This is a genomic window from Streptomyces incarnatus (assembly GCF_001027185.1).
GTDB lineage: Bacteria > Actinomycetota > Actinomycetes > Streptomycetales > Streptomycetaceae > Streptomyces > Streptomyces puniciscabiei.
This window is the reverse complement of the sequence record NZ_CP011497.1, coordinates 8,085,048-8,103,253: the sequence shown is the minus strand read 5'-3', so window position 1 is coordinate 8,103,253 and position 18,206 is coordinate 8,085,048. Positions and strand designations below refer to the sequence as shown.

The following is an 18,206-nucleotide window of genomic DNA, read 5'->3' as shown; positions in this document are numbered from 1 at the left end:
GGCAGTGCGTTCATCACGCCGCTCCGCCGGTGGGCCCCGGCAGCGGCTGAGGGAGTCGTGTGTGCACCTCGAAGACGTCTCCCAGCCCCGTGGCCCGCAGGATGCGCCGGAAGCCCGCGCTGTCCGTGACGAGCCGCAGCCGGCCCCGCCGGGCCAGCGTCCGGTTGCGCGCACGGCACAGGGCGCCGAGTCCGGCACAGTCGATGAACGTGACCGGCCGCAGGTCGAGCACCAGATCGGGCTGCGGGCAGGTGGTGAGCGCGTCGAGCCGTCGCGACAGCGCGGGGACGGTCAGCACATCTATCTCGCCGTGCAGGGACACGACGGTCGCTCCGCCGGCCACCTGGTGGGGCGCGAGCACCTCGGCTGCGGTGTGGTGCGCTGCCGAACAGGCCGCGTCGTTCTCGGACATGACACGAGCGAAGCGGGAGTGCCGGTCGGGGCGGAAGGGCCGTCCGGCCCTGTCCCCCGGTCCATACGGGGCACCGCTCCGCCTGATGACGGCCAGGCTCATCGCTCGGAACCGCTCGGCCTCGTGACGGCCGGGGTCCCGGATCGCGCCGTATGCCCGCGGGCCTGGGCCGGACGGCCCAAGCGGCACCGCTGTGCACCGGCCAAGCTGAAGGTGCGGGCGATCCCGGCGCCGTGGCTGCACCGCGACCCCGCGGCGGAGTCGACGAAGAGCGACGAGGAGCTGCCATGAAGGGCTTCGTGTTCCACGGTCCGGGGCAGGCGTCCTGGCAGGACGTCCCGGACCCCGCTCTGAAGGAACCCACCGATGTCATCGTGAAGGTCGGCGCCGTGACCATCTGCGGGTCGGATCTGCACATCCTCAAGGGCGACGTCCCCGACGTCCGTTCCGGCACGGTGCTCGGGCACGAGGCCGTCGGCGAGATCGTCGAGGCCGGCAGCGACGTACGGACCGTACGGCCCGGGGACCGGGTGCTGATGTCCTGCATCACCTCGTGCGGCCGGTGCCGGTTCTGCCGGGACCGCTCGTACGGCCAGTGCCGGGGCGGCGGAGGCTGGGTCCTCGGCCACCTGATCGACGGCACACAGGCCGAGTACGTCCGCGTGCCCTACGCCGACCTTTCCGTGCATCCGCTGCCCGCGACCGTGCCCAGCGAGGACGCCGTCCTGTTCGCGGACATCTTCCCGACCTCCTACGAGGTCGGTGTCCTCAACGGGCACGTGCGCCCCGGCGACACCGTCGCCATCGTCGGCGCCGGGCCCGTCGGACTCGCGGCCGTCGCCACGGCGCGCCTGTTCTGCCCGGAACGGATCATCTCGGTCGACCTGAACGCGGCCCGGCTGGAGGCCGCCCGGCGGCTCGGCGCCGACGCCGTCGCCGACGTCCGCGAGGAGCCCGCCCAGTTGGTCGACGATCTCACCGAGGGACTCGGCGCGGACGTGGTCATGGAGGCCGTCGGCGTCCCGGAGAGCTTCGAGCTGTGCACCCGCATGGTCCGGCCCGGCGGGCACGTGGCGAACATCGGCGTGCACGGCGAGCCGGCGACGCTGCACCTCGAAGACCTGTGGATCAAGAACCTGACCATCACGACCGGCCTGGTGGACACCTACTCCACGCCGACTCTGCTGCGGATGGCCGCCGCCGGCCGGCTGCCGACCCGGCAACTGGTCACCCACACGGTCCCACTGGACCACATGGAGGAGGCCTACGACGTCTTCTCCCGGGCCGCCGAGACCGGCGCCCTCAAGATCGTGCTCGGCGGAGAACGGCACGCGGAGGTGGCGGTTCCGGGGGCCTGACCGCGCCCGGGGTTGCCGCCCGCGCCGACATGGCCGTCACCCGCCTCGGACGTCCGGAGGAGCATCCCGCTGCGCCCGGGAGCGGGGCGGGCTCAGGCCGGCGGACCGGTTTCCGGATCACGTCCCAGCCCGGCCCCGCAGGGGATACCGTGTGGGTGGAACCCATCGGTGCGGAGCCTTGCGCCGGTGGGGACTGGAGGACGTGGTGACCGGTGTGGAGGAACCCCGGGTACGACTGCCCCAGCTGAAGCTCGACGAGCTGCTGGAGGAGCTGCAGGCCCGGATCAACGCGGCCCGTGGCACGCAGGATCGGGTGCAGGGTCTGCTGGAGGCGGTCCTCTCCGTCGGCCGGGAGCTGAACCTGGAGCAGGTGCTGCACTCCATCGTGGAGGCGGCCGCCGTGCTCGTGGACGCCGAGTACGCGGCGCTCGGCGTCATCGGACCGGACGGCACACGGCTGTCCGCCTTCCACACGGTGGGCGTCAACGCGCAGCAGATCTCCGCGATCGGTCCCTATCCGGAAGGGCACGGCATCCTCGGCGAGCTGATCCGGCACCCGCAGCCGCTCCGGCTCGGCAAGATCGCCGAACACGCGTCCTCCTACGGCTTCCCGCCGGGCCACCCGCCGATGAGCAGCTTCCTGGGCGTCCCGATCCGGGTCCGCGACCAGGTCTTCGGCAATCTGTATCTGACCGAGAAGCGCGGCAGCGCGGAGTTCGACGAGGAGGACGAGTCGGTGCTGTCCACGCTGGCGGTGGCCGCCGGTGTGGCCATCGACAACGCGCGCCTGTACGAGGACGCCCGGCTGCGCGAACGCTGGCAGCGCGCGAACGCGGAGATCGGTCACAGCCTGATGTCCGGCACCGACCGGGCCGAGTCCCTGGGCCTGATCGCCGAACGGGCCCGGGAGATCTCGGGCTCCGCCCTGGCGGCGGTCGCCATGCCCATGGAGGGCACGAAGTCACTCACCGTGGAGATCGCCGTCGGAGTGGACGCGGAGGCGCACCGCGGACTGGTGCTGCCCATGGACGCGAGCCTGATGGGGCTGGCGTACACCGCGACCGCCCCGGTGACCAGCGACGACGTGGTCCATGACCCGCGGATCAACCCCGAGCCGCCGCGCTTCGGGGGGCTCGGCCCCGCCGTGGCCGTCCCCATCGGCACGGGCGAGAACGGGGTGCGCGGCGTGGTCCTGGTGGCCCGTGAAGCCGGCCGGCCGGCCTATCTCCAGAAGGAGACCGAGCTGCTGCAGGGATTCGCCGCCCAGGCCGCGATCGCCATGGAGCTGGCCGACCGCAGGCGGGACGCCCAGCAGATCGCGCTGCTGGAGGACCGCGACCGCATCGCCCGGGACCTGCACGACCTCGCCATCCAGCGGCTGTTCGCCACCGGGATGACCCTGCAGAGCGCGGGCCGTTTCATCGAACACGCCGAGGCCTCCGAGCGGGTGCTGCGGGCCGTGGACGACCTCGACGAGACCATCAAGATCATCAGGTCGACGATCTTCGGGCTGCGGGCCCGCACCGGCACCGCCTCCAGCGGCCTGCGGGCCAGGCTCGTCCGGGCGGTCGGCGAGGCCGCTCCCGTGCTGGGCTTCGCCCCCAGCGTGCGGATGGAAGGCCTGGTCGACACCGATGTGCCGCCGGAGATCGCCGACCATGTCGTGGCCGTGCTGACCGAGGCCCTCACCAACGTCGCCCGGCACGCCCACGCCGACCGGGCCCAGGTGGTTCTGACGACCGACGGCCGCGAGGTGCGCCTGCGGGTCTCGGACAACGGCGTGGGCATCCCGTCCGGCGGCCGGCGCAGCGGACTGCTCAACATGGCGGAACGGGCGGAGAACCTCGGCGGCCGGCTCGAGGTGACCGACCCCGAGGAAGGCGGTTCGGTACTGAGCTGGCACGTCCCACTGCCCACCGGGTAGGCGGCGTCGTCCTCGGTCCCGCCCCGAGTGCACGGAACCCGAGCGGGGGGCGGGGCCGAGCACGTACAGCTGATGACGCGTGCTCAGCTGATGTTCCCGCCGGCGTGCGGGGTGACGGACGGGGTGCTCGTCAGCTCCTCGCCACCGGTCACGCCGGACCGCCGCTGCCGTAGGGGGCGTAGAGGTCGAGCAGCCGGACCCGGGAGGCATGCAGCCGTTGAGCGACCACGCGCCCGACCCAGACGGCGACCGCCCGGCCGAACTCCGGATCCCCGGCGCACAGCGACCGTACGGCCCCGGCGTCGAACTCCCAGGCGCGCACCGGGCTCATGGCCGTGGCGCCCAGGTGCCAGAAGTACGGCTCGAAGTGCCAGGACCAGCCGACCAGTTCGCCGTGTCCGAGGGTCTCGATGACGGCGGGCCGACGGCCCGGCACGTGCAGGTCGAGGGCTACGGTGCCGGTACGCACGATCCAGAACCGGTCGGCGCGCCGCCCCTCCTCGAACAGGCGGGACCCCGCCTCGAAGGAGACCTCGTGGGCCAGGCGCATCAGCCGTTCGCGGTGCACGGGCTCGAGAGCCGCGGTCATGGTGGTGGTGGACGTCATCGCACCGGCTCCCTTCGTGGCTTCTGCTCCCAGCGTGTGCGCGTACGGCCGAGGCCGCCACGGGCCACTCGGTCCGGACCCGGGGTCCTTCGGCCCCGAGCCGGACGACGCCGGGTGACCGGTTGGGCCGGTTGGCGGCCGGATCAGTCGCCGTGGTCCTTCGGCCCCGTCGCCGTCTTCGAGTAGGCGTCGTGCCACGCGGCCTTCGCTCCGGAGTCGCCGATCCGGTAGACGTCCACGACCGCTCCGGCCGCGACGGCCAGCGAGAGCACACCGACGACGATCCGTACCGGAAGGGCGGACCACCGCGAGCCACTGCGCCGACCGGGCTCCGCCGGAGCGCGCCGCCCCGCCCACCAGACGACGGCCGCCAGCACGAAGAGGCCCAGCGCCCAGGGCAGCAGTCCGTCGCCCAGCTCGGTGTGCCGGCGCACCAGGGCGTCATCGGCCACATGCCGTTCGAGCCACTCACCGGCGTGCGTGGTCAGCGGCACGCTTGCCAGGGCGACGAAGGCGAGCACCGGGAGCAGGACGCCCAGCCGCCGGGCGGCGCGCGGCCAGAGCGCGGCCGTCACCAGGGCCAGCGCGGTGAGGGGTATCAACACGACGACCACATGGACGAACAGCACATGTGCGGGCAGACCGTTGATCAGAGTCATCCAGGGGCTCCTGAAGGGGGTGCGGGCGCGCGCCACACTGGCACAGCTACCTCTCAGTAAGCTCTGAGCCACAACTCTTCCTCGCGCACCTCGCGTTTACTGGTCGCGCACGTGCCGTCTTCTCCGCTGCGCCGGACCGCCAACCAAGGGCCGATTGTTGCGCATGGCGCATCTTCTCGCACCTCTCGGGACAAGCCTCTTGACCCGTCCCCGTCCGCATCGGACGATGTTGCGCATCACTCTCATCGTTGCGTATTGCGCATTCGGAGGATGTCATGTCCCCTCGCCCGCAGCCCGGCCGCGAGTTCGTCCTCACCCTCTCGTGCCCCGACCGGTCCGGCCTCGTCCACGCGGTCACCAGCTTTCTGGTGGACCACTCCGGCAACATCCTCGAGAGCCAGCAGTTCGACGACCGTCTGCAGGACCGCTTCTTCATGCGGATGCACTTCGAGGTCTCGCATCCGTCCACGTCGCTGGAGCGGCTGCGCACGGACTTCGGCCCGGTCGCCGACGCCTACCGGATCAGCTGGCAGCTGCACGACGTGACGACCCCGACCCGCACCCTGATCATGGTGTCGAAGTTCGGCCACTGCCTGAACGACCTGCTCTTCCGCCAGTCCACGGGCTCGCTCAACATCGAGATCCCGGCGATCGTCTCCAACCACCGCGACTTCGAGCCGCTGGCCCGCAACTACGGCATCCCCTTCCACCACATCCCGGTGACCCGGGAGACCAAGGCGGAGGCGGAGGCCCGGCTGCTGGAGCTCGTCGGTGAGCTCGACGTCGACCTGGTGGTGCTCGCCCGCTACATGCAGATCCTCTCCGACGACCTGTGCAAGCGGCTCGACGGCCGGGCCATCAACATCCACCACTCCTTCCTGCCGAGCTTCAAGGGCGCCCGGCCGTACGTGCAGGCGCACCAGCGGGGCGTCAAGCTCGTCGGAGCCACCGCGCACTACGTCACGCCCGACCTCGACGAGGGCCCGATCATCGAGCAGGACGTCGTCCGCGTGGACCACTCCCACACCCCGGACGAGCTGGTCACCATGGGCCGCGACGTCGAGGCCCGGGTCCTCGCGCGCGCCGTGCAGTGGCACAGCGAGAGCCGTGTGCTGACCAACGGCCACTGCACGGTCGTCTTCCGCTGACACCACCGGCCGCACGGCCCGCGAGAACACCGGTGACGACGGCTCCCCCGCACGAGGAGCCGTCGTATACCCTCCCTCTGCGCACCACGGGACCACGGCGACCGGCAGTGCTTATAGTTGCGCCATGAGCAACCACGCCGCAGATGACGAAACAACGGCTCCGGCGGTGAGCGGGGTGCAGTCCGTCGACCGTGCCGTCAGCGTCCTGGAGATCCTGGCCCAGCGCGGGGAGGCGGGGGTCAGTGAGGTCGCCGCCGAGATCGACGTCCACAAGTCGACCGCGTTCCGCCTGCTCGGTGCCCTGGAGGCGCGCGGTCTGGTCGAGCAGGCGGCCGAGCGCGGCAAGTACCGGCTCGGTTTCGGAATCGTGCGGCTGGCCGGCGCGGTCACGGGCCGCCTCGACCTCACCCGGCAGGGGCGGGAGGTCTGCGAGCGGCTCAGCGAGGAGATCGGCGAAACCGTCAACATCGCCGTCCTGCGGGAGCACTACGCCGTCAACCTCCACCAGGTGCGCGGCCCGGGCGCCGTCGGCACCCACAACTGGGTCGGGAAGCTCACCCCGGTGCATGCCACCTCCAGCGGCAAGATCCTGCTCGCACACCTGCTGGCGACGCAGCGCGCCCAGGTGCTCGCCGCCGCCGGACTGCGGAGGCTCACGCCGCACACCCTGACCTCGCGGACCGAGCTCGAGAAGAACCTCACCGAGGCGCGGGATCGGGGATATGCGGTGACGCTGGAGGAACTCGAACTCGGACTGCATGCCATGGCGGCCCCGATCCGCTCGCACCACGGCGAGGTCGTGGCCGCCCTCAGCGCCTCCGGGCCCGCGTACCGCTTCACCGCGGAGCGCATGCACGAGCTGGCGCCCCTGCTGCTCAAGGGCGTGGAGGAGATAAGCCACCGGATGGGGTACGTGGGCTGAGTGCCCACAGCGGCGCTGGAGCCGCCTGCTCGGTGCGGCCGGGACAGCAACCCGCCGTTGTAGCCAGAGCCTTGGCCATCGGAGCGGTCGGTCGGCGGGAATGGTGCGGCGGTGCCGGGCCAAGCGTTCGCGTCGGTCCGGCACCGCCGGGTCATCTCTGCCGCCCTGCCGGGCCGTTCACCGGTATTCGACGGCCGCGTCCAGCAGCCAGTCCACCAGGTAGCCGGCGAAGGAGGAGCGCACCAGTACCCAGAAACCGGCCCTGGGCTCGTCGCGGGCCACCAGGACGACCTGGGTGCGGGCCAGCGTCGTCTGGGCGCTGCGGCCGGGGCCGAAGGCACGCGGGTGCAGGTCCAGGGCGCAGCCGTGGGCCAGCAGGTCGCGGGCGCGGGGGCCGCCCACCAGCAGGGTGGTGCGCTGGGCGGAGACGTCGGTGACGGAGACCGGTTCGTTTCCCGCCGCCGAGCGGATCCGGCTCTCCAGGTCCCGCTGGGTGCCGGGCAGGCTCACCACGAGCCATTCGTCGGGGCCGAGCCACACCGCGGTCACGTCCCCCGCGTGCACCACGGTGTTGGGTTCCAAGGGCAGTTGGAGTCCCAGGGCCAGGCCGATGGCCTCCGCCGCCGGGCCCTTGGCGTCGAGGCGGACGTTCACCTGGGCCAGGAAGGGCAGTTCGGCCAGCCGGATCGCACCCCGGGAGGAGCGCGTGGCGGCGGCCAGGCGGTGGGCGGCGCCGGCCAGGGGGCTGCGCTGCCATACGGTCGGTGCGGTGTCAGCCATCGCGGCGGGCTCCCTCGGGGTCGTAGAGGACGGGGCCGGCGACGGTCACCGGGACCAGCCGGTCGCCGACGGGGGCGTACAGCCGTTCGCCGATGCGGTCCCGGCCGCCCTTGATCAGGGCGAGCGCGAAGGTCCGGCCGAGCGCCGCGCTGCGGTAGCTGGAGGTGACGTGGCCGAGCATCGGCACGGGCGGCGCGGGCAGTTCGCCGTCGGCGACCAGGTGCGTGCCCTCCGGGAGGAAGGCGGCCGGGTCCTCGGGGAGGAGCCCGACGAGGTGCTTGCGGTCGGGGCGGACGGTGTCGGCGCGGGCGTAGGAGCGCTTTCCGATGAAGTCGGGCTTCTTCTTCGACACCGCCCAGCCCATGCCGAGGTCCTGCGGGGTGACCGTGCCGTCGGTGTCCTGGCCGACGATCGGGTAACCCTTCTCGGCGCGCAGGACGTGCATGGTCTCCGTGCCGTACGGGGTGATGCCGTACGGCGCGCCGGCCTCGTCCAGCGCCTCCCAGAGGGCGAGGGCGTCCCACGGTGACACGTTGATCTCGTAGGCCAGTTCGCCGGAGAAGCTGATCCGGCACACGCGTGCGTCGATGCCGGCGACGGTCGTCTCCCGCCACGCCATGAACGGGAAGTCGTCGTTGGACACGGCCAGTCGGGGCGCGACCGAGCCGAGGACCGCACGGGACTTCGGGCCGACCAGGGCGACGGTGGCCCACTGTTCGGTGACCGAGGTGCAGTGGACCCGCAGGCCGGGCCACTCGGTCTGCAGCCACTCCTCCATCCAGTCCAGGACGGCGGCGGCGTTTCCGGTCGTCGTGGTGACCAGGAAGCGGTCCTGGGCGAGCCGGATGACCGTGCCGTCGTCGAAGACCATCCCGTCGGGGCGGCACATCACGCCGTAGCGGATCATGCCGACCTTCAGGGTGCTCATCATGTTGGTGTAGAGCCGGTCGAGGAAGAGTGCCGCGTCCGGGCCCTGTACGTCGATCTTGCCGAGGGTGGAGGCGTCCATGAAGGCCACGCCCTCACGGGCGGCGCGGCACTCGCGCAGCACGGCGGCCTCCATGTCCTCGCCGCCTCGCGGGTAGTACCAGGGCCGCTTCCACTGGCCGACGTTCTCGAACAGCGCGCCGTGCGCCACATGCCAGGTGTGCAGGGCCGTCGTGCGGACCGGGTCGCTCAGCGCGCCTCGGTCGCGCCCCGCGAGGGCGGCGAAGGAGACCGGGGTGTACGGCGGCCGGAAGGTGGGCAGGCCGAGCGCCGAGATGTCCACGCCGAGGAGTTCGGCGACGACCCCGCTGGCCAGGACACCGGCCGTCCTGCCCTGGTCGCCACCGGTGCCGGCGGTGGTGTAGCGCTTGGTGTGCTCCACCGACCGCAGGCCCGCGCCGGTCGCCCGCGCCAGGTCGTCGACCGTGACGTCACGCTGGAGGTCGACGAACCTGGGGGCGCCGGTGTCGGTGGGGATGGTGAAGACCTGCATGGGCGGGGTGTGCGGCTGGGCGGCCACGGCCGGGAGGACCGGCGTCCCGGCGGCGTAGCCCTCCGCCTCGACCGCGCGCGCACCGGCCGCCGCGCCCTGCGCGAGGACCGTGGCGAGGTCGAAGACGCCGTTCGCGCTGCCCGCGACCTGCACCGCCTGACGGCAGCTGCCGGGCACGAACGCGCCGAGGGCGTCGTCGTGGCGGAGCTTGCCACCCGCCTGGCTGAACAGGTGCGCGACCGGGTTCCAGCCGCCGGAGACCAGGAGCAGGTCGACGGCGAACTCCCGCCGGCCGGTGGACTCGCCGTACGGGGCGACCGTCACGGCGGTGAGGCGGGCCCCGCCCTCCGTGCCGGTGACCGCGTGTCCGGCGAGCACCTCGATCCCGGCGGACCGGGCGCGCTCGGCCCACTCCCCCGGCTCGGGCCGGGTGTCGGCGATCGCGGCGATGTCCACGCCCGCGGCCGCCAGGTCGAGGGCTGCGGGGTAGGCGCTGTCGTTGGTGGTGAACACGACCGCGTGCCGGCCGGGCAGCGCGGCGTACCGGTGGAGGTACGTCCGGGCGGACGACGCCAGCATCACGCCGGGGCGGTCGTTGTCGCCGAACGCCAGCGAACGCTCGTGGGCGCCGGTGGCGAGGACGACGCGGCGGGCGCGGATCCGCCAGACGCGCTCGCGGGAGACGGTCGCCGGGGCCCCGGCGCCGAGGTGGTTGGTGCGGCGCTCGACGGCGAGGAGGTGGTTGTCGTCGTAGTACCCGAAGACGGTGGTACGGCGCAGCACGCGTACCTCGGCGGCCGCTGCCAGCTGTGCGCGGGTCGTCTCCACCCAGTCGAGGTGCTCGCCGGTGCCGAGCAGGCTGCCGCCGGGTTCCGGCTGGTCGTCGGCGAGGATGACGCGGGCGCCGCTGCTCGCCGCCGCCGCTGCCGCCGCGAGGCCGGCCGGGCCCGCGCCGACCACCAGCAGGTCGCAGTGGGCGTGTACGGCGTCGTAGCGGGCCGGGTCGGGTTCGGTGGCGAGGCGGCCCTGACCGGGGAGGCTGCTCGCGACCAGGCCGTCGTAGAGCTCGACGGTGGTCGCGGGGAGCATCGGCTCGGGGAAGGGTTCCTCGATCTGGACCACCGCGTTGGGTTCTTCGACGCCGGCGGAGAAGATGCCGCGGGGGCGGCCGAGTCTGATGCTGGTCGCGGCCTGGATGACGCCGTTGGCGAGGAGGGCGGAGGCGAGGGTGTCGCCCTGGTAGCCCTGGTATTCGGTACCGTCGAAGGTGAAGGTGAGGGGGGTGCCGCGGTCGATTCGGCCGCCGGTGGTGCGGCGGAACGGCTGGCCCGCGGTGGAGGCGCTGAGGGGTGAAGCGCCCCCGCCGCCCCTACCCGTCCCCTCCTCCAGGGGCTCCGCCCCTTCGACCCCGCTGGGGGCTGCGCCCCCAGACCCCCCTTCGGCCTGAACGGCCTCGTCCTCAAGCGCCGGACGGGCTGGATTTTCCGGACTCGGCTGAGAAGTGACCGGCCCCGGCTCAAGCCGCTCGGGGCGGGGCTCCCCCACCCGGTACACCGCCTGGATCTCGTTGGTCGACGTGTCCCGCACCGCGTTGAACCACCTCCGGCAGCCCGCCGCGTGGCTCCAGCGCTCGGCGAACGGTCCCTTGGGGTTGTCGCGGAAGAACAGGTACCGCGCCCACTCCTCGTCGGTGAGGGCGGCCGGGTCTTCGGGGTAGGAGACGTGGGCCTGGCCACCGTAGTGGAACTCGGCCTCGTCACGGGGCCCGCACCACGGGCACGAGATGAGCAGCATGGTTCGGCTCCCTAGTGGGCCACCGCGGCCGCGCCGTGCTCGTCGACGAGCGCGCCGGTGGTGAAACGGTCGAGCGAGAAGGGGGCGTTCAGGGCGTGGGGGGTGTCGTGGGCGATGGTGTGGGCGTAGACCCAGCCGACACCCGGGGTGGCCTTGAAACCGCCCGTTCCCCAGCCGCAGTTGAGGTAGAGGTTGTCGACCGGGGTGAGGCCGACGATGGGTGAGGCGTCCGGGCTGACGTCGACGATGCCGCCCCAGGTGCGCAGCACATGGGCGCGGGCGAACACCGGGAAGAGTTCCAGGGCCGCCGACATCTGCTCCTCGATGATGTGGAACGCGCCGCGCTGGGTGTAGGAGTTGTACGCGTCGATGCCCGCGCCCATCACCAGCTCGCCCTTGTGCGCCTGGCTGACGTACACGTGGACGGCGTTGGACATGACGACCGTCGGATGGACCGGCTCCAGGAGCTCCGACACCAGCGCCTGCAACGGGTGGCTCTGCAGCGGCAGTTCGATGCCCGCCATGGCGGCGAGGACCGAGGTGTGGCCGGCCGAGCACAGGGCGACCTTGCCCGCGGCGATCGGGCCCAGGGACGTCCGGACGCCGACCACCCGGCCGCCGACCACGTCCAGGCCGGTGACCTCGCAGTTCTGGATGATGTCGATCCCGGCGGCGTCCGCGGAGCGGGCGAAGCCCCAGGCGACGTAGTCGTGCTTGGCGATGCCGGCGCGCGGCTGGTAGGTGCCGCCGAGGACCGGATAGCGCACGTCCGGTGAGGTGTTGACGATGGGGCAGACCTCTTTGACCCCTTGCGCGTCGAGCCACACGGCGTCGACACCGTTGAGCCGGTTGGCCTCGACGCGGCGGACGCTGTCGCGGACGTCCTGCAGGCTGTGGGCGAGGTTCAGCACGCCGCGCTGGGAGAAGAGGATCGGGTAGTCGAGCTCATCCTCCAGGCCTTCCCACAGTTTGAGGGCGTGCTCGTAGATGCCCGCGCTCTCGTCCCACAGGTAGTTGGAGCGGATGATCGTGGTGTTGCGGGCCATGTTGCCGCCCGCGAGCCAGCCCTTCTCCAGGACGGCGACATTGGTGATGCCGTGGTTCTTCGCCAGGTAGTGGGCGGTGGCCAGGCCGTGGCCGCCGCCGCCCACGATCACCACGTCGTACGACCGCTTGGGCTCGGGGGTGCGCCAGAGCCAGTCGGGGTGGTCCGGCAGGTCGGCGCCGGGGGTGCGGGGAGTCATCGGGCGTCTCCTGAAGGGCCGGAGAGGTGCGGGTACAGCGGGTGCCTGGCGGCCAGCGCCTCGGTGCGGGCGCGCAGGGCGGCCACGTCCGGCTCGGGCTGCAGGGCCAGCGCGATCACGTCGGCGACCTCGGCGAAGTCGTCCTCGGTGAAGCCCCGGGTGGCCAGCGCGGGGGTGCCGATGCGCAGGCCGGAGGTGACCATGGGCGGGCGCGGGTCGAAGGGGACGGCGTTGCGGTTGACGGTGATGCCGATGCGGTGGAGGAGGTCTTCGGCCTGCCGGCCGTCCAGGGAGGAGTCCCGCAGATCGACGAGGACGAGGTGGACATCCGTGCCGCCCGTCAGCACCTTCACTCCGGCGGCGGCCGCGTCGGGCCGGGTGAGGCGTTCGGCGAGGATGCGTGCGCCCGCGAGGGTGCGGGCCTGGCGCTCGGCGAACTCGGGCGACGCCGCGACCTTGAAGGAGACCGCCTTCGCGGCGATGACGTGCTCCAGCGGGCCGCCCTGCATGCCGGGGAACACCGCCGAGTTGATCTTCTTGGCGAGGTCGGCGTCATGGGTGAGGATGACGCCGCCGCGGGGGCCGCCGAGGGTCTTGTGCGTGGTGGTGGTGACCACGTGGGCGTGCGGGACGGGGCTGGGATGCAGTCCGGCGGCGACGAGGCCCGCGAAGTGCGCCATGTCGACCATGAGGAGGGCGCCGACCTCGTCGGCGATCCGGCGGAAGGCCGCGAAGTCCAGCTGCCTCGGGTACGCGGACCAGCCCGCGATGATCATCTTGGGGCGGTGCTCCTTGGCGAGCCGCTGCACCTCGTCCATGTCCACGAGGTTGTCCTGCTCGGAGACGTGGTACGGGACGACGTTGAGCATCTTGCCGCTGTAGTTGATGCGCATGCCGTGGGTGAGATGGCCGCCGTGCGCGAGGTCGAGGCCGAGGACGGTGTCACCGGGCCGCAGGAGGGCGAAGAACACGGCGGTGTTCGCCTGGGCACCCGAGTGCGGCTGGACATTGGCGTATCCGGCACCGAACAGGGACTTGATCCGCTCGATCGCCAGCCGCTCGGTGACGTCGACGTGCTCGCAGCCGCCGTAGTAGCGGCGGCCGGGGTAGCCCTCGGCGTACTTGTTGGTCGCGACCGAGCCCTGCGCCTCCATCACGGCGGTGGGCGCGAAGTTCTCGGAGGCGATCATCTCCAGGGTGGACTGCTGGCGGTGCAGCTCGGCGCGGAGGGCTTCGTGGACCTCGGGGTCCAGCTCCGCCAGGGGCGTGTTCAGGGCGTTCATACGGCGGTCGCGTTCCTCTCGGCGGCCTCGACGACGTTGGCGAGCAGCATCGCCCGGGTCATGGGTCCCACTCCCCCGGGCATCGGGGCGAGCCATCCGGCGACCTCGGCGGCCTCCGGGTGGACGTCACCGGCCGGCCCGTGCTCGGTGCGGGTGATGCCGACGTCCAGGACGGCCGCGCCGGGGCGCAGCATGTCCTTGGTGATCAGTCCGGGCGAGCCGGCCGCGGCGACGACGATGTCCGCCTCGCGCACGTGCCAGGCCAGGCCCTTGGTTCCGGTGTGGCACAGGGTGACGGTGGCGTTCTCGGACCTGCGAGTGAGCAGCAGCCCGATGGGCCGCCCGACCGTGATGCCCCGGCCGACGACGCACACCCGGGCTCCGGCGAGCGGGACCTCGTAACGGCGGAGCAGTTCCACGATGCCGCGCGGGGTGCACGGCAGGGGCGCCTCGACACCGAGGGTGAGCCGGCCGAGGTTGACCGGGTGCAGTCCGTCGGCGTCCTTGGCGGGGTCCATGCGTTCCAGGACGGCGCCCGCGTCCAGGTGGCGCGGCAGCGGGAGCTGGACGATGTAGCCGGTGCAGGCCGGGTCGGCGTTGAGCTCGTCGATGACGTCCTCGACCTGGTGCTGGGTGGCGTCGGCGGGCAGCTCCCGGCGCAGCGAGGCGATACCGGCCTCGGCGCAGTCGTGGTGCTTGCCGGCGACGTAGGCGCGGCTGCCGGGGTCGTCGCCGACGAGGACGGTACCCAGGCCGGGTGGGCGGCCGGTCAGGGCCGTCAACTTGGCGATGCGCTCGGCGAGTTCACGGCGGATGACGGCGGCGGTGGCCTTGCCGTCAAGGAGTTGTGCGGTCACCGACGGTACTCCTTCCTGGAAGCTGGGCTGCAGCGCCCCTTCAGGGGCGCGGGGAACTGCGCGACCAGCCCCCACGCGCCCGCAGCCGAACGACGGCACATCACGGCAGCTCCTTGCCGGCACTCACCCACGGAGCCGGGACGTCGCCGGGTCGAACAACGGCTCCTCGGCGACGACCGCCTCCACGCGCTGGTCGAAGTAGCCGATGTGCACGGCCCTACCGGGCTCGCTCAGCTCCGCCGGGAGCCACGCGTAGGCGATGCCCTTGCCGATCGTGTAGCCGTAGGCGGCGCTGGTGACGTAGCCGACGGCGCGGTCACCGTCGTACACCGGCTCCTTGCCCATCACCACCGACCGCGGGTCATCGATGGTGAGGCACGTCAGCCTGCGCCCCACGTTGTCCTTGCGGAGCGACAGCGCGGCCTTGCCGATGAAGTCGCCCTTGTCGAGCCTGACGGCGAAGCCGACGCCGGCCTCGTACGGGTCGTGCTCGTAGGTCATGTCGGTGCCGAAGGAGCGGTAGCCCTTCTCCAGGCGGAGGCTGTTGAAGGCGCCGCGGCCGGCGACGATGCCGCCGAGCGGCTCGGCCGCGGCCCACAGGGTGTCCCACAGCTTCAGGCCCTGGTCGGCGGTGGTGTAGAGCTCCCAGCCCAGCTCACCGACGTACGACAGACGCATCGCCGTCACCGGGACGCTGCCGATGTAGGCACGCTTGGCGCGGAAGTACTTCAGGCCCTCGCCCGAGAAGTCCGCGTCGGTGAGGGGCTGCAGCACCTCGCGGGCGAGCGGCCCCCACAGGCCGATGCAGCAGGTGCCGGCGGTGATGTCGCGGACCTGGACCGTGCCGTCGGCGGGCAGGTGGCGGGTGAACCAGTCGAGGTCGAGGTTGCCGTTGGCGCCGATCTGGAAGAGGTCGCGGGCGAGTCGGGCGACGGTGATGTCACTGCGGATGCCGCCGTCGTGGTCCAGGAGCAGGGTGTACGTCACCGAGCCCACGGACTTGGCGACCTTGCCGGTGACCAGTCCCTCCAGGAAGCCGGCGGCTCCGGGGCCGCTGACCTCCAGGCGCTTGAGGGCGGTCATGTCGTACAGGGCGACCTTCTCGCGGGTGACCTGGGCCTCGGCGCCGACGATGGGCGACCAGTAGCGGGCGGCCCAGTCGTTGGGGGTGGGGATGTCGCGGCCCTCGACCAGCGCGGCGTTGGCCTCGTACCACTGGGGCCGCTCCCAGCCGTTCGCCTCCAGGAAGAACGCGCCGTGTTCCTGCTGGCGGACGTAGAAGGGGCTGGTGCGGATGGGGCGCGGCTCACCCGAGGGCTGGAGGGGGTGGAGGATGTCGTAGACCTCGACGAAGTTCTGGCAGTCGCGGGCCAGGACGTACTCCGGGGAGAGCTGGTGCGGCTCGAAGCGGTTGACGTCGCACTCGTGCAGGTCGAAGGAGGAGCAGTGGCCGTCGACCAGCCATTCGGCGACGGCCCGGCCGACGCCCGCGGAGTGGGTGACCCACACGGCCTCGGCGACCCAGAAGCCCTTGACGTCGGGGGACTCGCCGAGCAGCGGGTAGCCGTCGGTGGTGAAGGAGAACAGGCCGTTGATGCCCTCCTCGACCTTCGCCTCCCTGGTCGCCGGGAGCAGTGACTGGGTCTCGGCCCAGGCGGGCTCGAAGTCCTCCTCGGTGAACTTCAGGACCGAGGGCATCTCCTCGGCCTCGTCCACGGAGAGGATGTCGTCGGCGGAGACCGGCATCGGGCGGTGGCCGTAGTAGCCGATGCCGAGGCCGTCGAAGCGGTCGCGGTAGTAGAGGTCGGCGTCCTGGTGGCGCAGGATCGGGCGGACCGCCTCCTCGGTCTGGCCGGCGAGGGCGGGGACGGGGCCGGTCCAGGCGAGCTGGTGGCCGAGCGGGGTGAGCGGCAGGTTCATCCCGGCCATGCGGGCGATCCTCGGGCCCCAGATGCCGGCGCAGCACACGACGATGTCGGCTTCGATCTCGCCCTGGTCGGTCACCACGCCGGTGACGCGACCCTCGCTCTGCCGGATGTCGAGGACTTCGTGCCGGGCGAGGAAGCGTACGCCGCGCTCGGTGGCGCGGCGGATCTGGGCCTCGACGGCCAGGACGGCCTTGGCGAGGCCGTCGGTGGGGACGAGGAGGCCGCCGAGGACCTTGTCGCGGTCGACCAGCGGGTGCTGCTCCACGCACTCGTCCGGGGTCAGCAGGCGCGCCTCGATGCCCCAGGCGGTGATCCAGCCGTGGCGCCGGCTGAGTTCCGCGAGGCGCTCGGGGCTGGTCGCCACCTCGAGGCCGCCCACCTGGAGGAAGCAGGGCTTGCCGTCCACCTCGAGGGAGCAGAACTTCTCGACGGTGTACCGGGCCAGCTCGGTCATGGTCTTCGAGGGGTTCGTCTGGAAGACCAGGCCCGGGGCGTGCGAGCTGGAGCCCCCGGTCGCCGGGAGGGGGCCCTGGTCGACCACGGTCACCTCGGTCCAGCCGCGTGCGGAGATCTCGTCCGCGAGGGCCGCTCCCACGACGCCCGCACCGATGATGACCACTCGGGGTCCCGCCATCGCCCAACCTCCGAACTTGAGACCGGTTCAGTTGCTTGTTGCGCAACTAGGTTCAGGTTGCGCAACTCAATGTGCCTGTCGCCCTGCGGGGTGTCAAGGGGTCGGTGACGTCGGAAAACGGCCCGGAACACGGCAATGCCCGGCGGGCGGTGCGCACCTGTGCACACCGCCCGCCGGGCATCGTCAGCCGGCCCTTTTCCGCCCCTGCTACTTCAGCCAGGCGTCGACCTTGGCGCGGTTGGCGTCGACCCACTTCTTGGCCGCCGCGTCGTCCGACATCTTGTCCACGGCGATGTACTTGGCCACGGTGTTCTGGTCGTCGTTCGTCCAGTGGAAGTTCTTCACCAGCTTGTAGGCCGGACTGCCCGACTTGGCGAAGTCCGCACTGACGATCTTGTCCAGGTCGTACACGGGATAGTCACAGGCCACCTTCGCCGCGTCGGCGTCGCAGCCCTTCGTGTACGCGGGCAGGTTGACCTTCACCAGCGGGACTTCCGACATGAACCACTGCGGTTCGTAGAAGTAGCCGATCATCCACTGCTTGTTCTTCTCGGCGGTGCGGAAGGCCTGGATGAGCGCGGTCTCGCTGCCCGCGTACACCACCTTGAAGTTCAGTTTCAGGTTCTTGACCAGGGCGGCGTCGTTGGTGACGTACGACGGGTCGCCGTCGAGCAGCTGGCCCTTGCCACCCGACTCCGAGGTCTTGAACTTGTCGGCGTACTTGTTGAGGTTCTTCCAGTCGGTGATGTCCGGATGGGCCTTGGCCAGCCACGGCGGCACGAACCAGCCGATGACGCCCTCGTTGCCCGTGGAGCCCGCCTCCACGGCGGTCTTCTGCCCGCTGATGTACTTCGACTTCAGGTCGTCGTGGCCCCAGTTCTCCAGGACGGCGTCGACCTCGCCGGTGCCGAAGCCCTGCCAGGCGATCTCCTCCTTCAGGTCCTTCTTCTGGACCGTACAGCCGAGGTCGTGCTGCGCCACGTACGCGACGACCGCCGCGTCCGCCTCGTAGCCGACCCACGGGTTGACGGCCAGGTGGAAGGCGCCGCACTTGCCGCCCGAGGACTTCGCGCCCGCGGAGGTGCTGTCGCCGACCTTCGCGCCCGAGCAGGCGGTGAGGGTGAGGCCGAGGACGGCCAGGCCGGCCGCGCCGGCTCGCCAGTGTTGTGCCATGGT

15 protein-coding genes are annotated in these 18,206 nt (G+C 71.8%); 5 read left to right on the top strand and 10 right to left on the bottom strand.

Going from position 1 to position 18,206, the window contains the following annotated elements; all coding sequences use genetic code 11:
- Positions 1-13: 13 nt before the first annotated feature.
- On the bottom strand, positions 14-412 hold the full coding sequence (locus tag ABB07_RS37000; protein ID WP_208902806.1) for an STAS domain-containing protein: 399 nt from the start codon (positions 410-412) through the stop codon (positions 14-16).
- A 123-nt stretch (positions 413-535) separates the two neighbouring features.
- Between ABB07_RS37000 and ABB07_RS36995 the strand changes: the two genes are divergently transcribed.
- The 3 genes from ABB07_RS36995 to ABB07_RS36985 all read left to right on the top strand — a co-directional run bounded on the left by ABB07_RS36995 (position 536) and on the right by ABB07_RS36985 (position 3,694).
- Positions 536-703 carry a hypothetical protein gene (locus tag ABB07_RS36995; RefSeq protein ID WP_208902805.1) on the top strand — a complete coding sequence of 56 codons (168 nt, stop codon included), beginning with the start codon at positions 536-538 and terminating at the stop codon, positions 701-703.
- Positions 700-1,770: a zinc-dependent alcohol dehydrogenase family protein gene (locus ABB07_RS36990; RefSeq protein ID WP_208902804.1), complete on the top strand. Its 1,071-nt coding sequence runs from the start codon at positions 700-702 to the stop codon at positions 1,768-1,770. The genes ABB07_RS36995 and ABB07_RS36990 overlap by 4 nt, the downstream gene beginning before the upstream one ends.
- A gap of 205 nt (positions 1,771-1,975) precedes the next feature.
- Positions 1,976-3,694: a sensor histidine kinase gene (locus ABB07_RS36985; protein ID WP_208903782.1), complete on the top strand. Its 1,719-nt coding sequence runs from the start codon at positions 1,976-1,978 to the stop codon at positions 3,692-3,694.
- A 148-nt stretch (positions 3,695-3,842) separates the two neighbouring features.
- Here ABB07_RS36985 and ABB07_RS36980 read toward each other — a convergent pair whose 3' ends face one another.
- Positions 3,843-4,301, bottom strand: coding sequence for a Crp/Fnr family transcriptional regulator (locus ABB07_RS36980; protein WP_208902803.1), 459 nt, complete (start codon positions 4,299-4,301; stop codon positions 3,843-3,845).
- 143 nt (positions 4,302-4,444) lie between these two features.
- The gene (locus tag ABB07_RS36975; protein WP_208902802.1) at positions 4,445-4,960 is read right to left on the bottom strand and encodes a DUF2231 domain-containing protein; all 516 of its coding nucleotides are present in this window, start codon (positions 4,958-4,960) and stop codon (positions 4,445-4,447) included.
- A gap of 275 nt (positions 4,961-5,235) precedes the next feature.
- On the opposite strand from ABB07_RS36975, the gene purU reads away from it, so the two are divergent.
- Complete coding sequence (gene purU, locus ABB07_RS36970) at positions 5,236-6,108, top strand: formyltetrahydrofolate deformylase (RefSeq protein ID WP_208902801.1); 873 nt, start codon at positions 5,236-5,238, stop codon at positions 6,106-6,108.
- A gap of 124 nt (positions 6,109-6,232) precedes the next feature.
- The gene (locus ABB07_RS36965) at positions 6,233-7,030 is read left to right on the top strand and encodes an IclR family transcriptional regulator (protein ID WP_208902800.1); all 798 of its coding nucleotides are present in this window, start codon (positions 6,233-6,235) and stop codon (positions 7,028-7,030) included.
- 177 nt (positions 7,031-7,207) lie between these two features.
- On the opposite strand, the gene ABB07_RS36960 is transcribed toward ABB07_RS36965, so the two are convergent.
- From ABB07_RS36960 to ABB07_RS36930, 7 genes are all read right to left on the bottom strand, one after another.
- On the bottom strand, positions 7,208-7,810 hold the full coding sequence (locus tag ABB07_RS36960) for a sarcosine oxidase subunit gamma (RefSeq protein ID WP_208902799.1): 603 nt from the start codon (positions 7,808-7,810) through the stop codon (positions 7,208-7,210).
- Positions 7,803-11,084, bottom strand: coding sequence for a sarcosine oxidase subunit delta family protein (locus ABB07_RS36955; protein ID WP_208902798.1), 3,282 nt, complete (start codon positions 11,082-11,084; stop codon positions 7,803-7,805). The genes ABB07_RS36960 and ABB07_RS36955 overlap by 8 nt, the downstream gene beginning before the upstream one ends.
- Before the next feature lie 11 nt (positions 11,085-11,095).
- Positions 11,096-12,328 carry a sarcosine oxidase subunit beta family protein gene (locus ABB07_RS36950; protein ID WP_208902797.1) on the bottom strand — a complete coding sequence of 411 codons (1,233 nt, stop codon included), beginning with the start codon at positions 12,326-12,328 and terminating at the stop codon, positions 11,096-11,098.
- The gene (glyA, locus tag ABB07_RS36945; protein ID WP_208902796.1) at positions 12,325-13,611 is read right to left on the bottom strand and encodes a serine hydroxymethyltransferase; all 1,287 of its coding nucleotides are present in this window, start codon (positions 13,609-13,611) and stop codon (positions 12,325-12,327) included. The genes ABB07_RS36950 and glyA overlap by 4 nt, the downstream gene beginning before the upstream one ends.
- On the bottom strand, positions 13,608-14,468 hold the full coding sequence (locus ABB07_RS36940) for a bifunctional methylenetetrahydrofolate dehydrogenase/methenyltetrahydrofolate cyclohydrolase (protein WP_208902795.1): 861 nt from the start codon (positions 14,466-14,468) through the stop codon (positions 13,608-13,610). The genes glyA and ABB07_RS36940 overlap by 4 nt, the downstream gene beginning before the upstream one ends.
- Positions 14,469-14,591: 123 nt before the next feature.
- Positions 14,592-17,030, bottom strand: coding sequence for a GcvT family protein (locus tag ABB07_RS36935; RefSeq protein ID WP_208902794.1), 2,439 nt, complete (start codon positions 17,028-17,030; stop codon positions 14,592-14,594).
- Between the two features lie 207 nt (positions 17,031-17,237).
- Positions 17,238-18,203: an ABC transporter substrate-binding protein gene (locus tag ABB07_RS36930; protein ID WP_208902793.1), complete on the bottom strand. Its 966-nt coding sequence runs from the start codon at positions 18,201-18,203 to the stop codon at positions 17,238-17,240.
- Between the last annotated feature and the right edge of the window lie 3 nt (positions 18,204-18,206).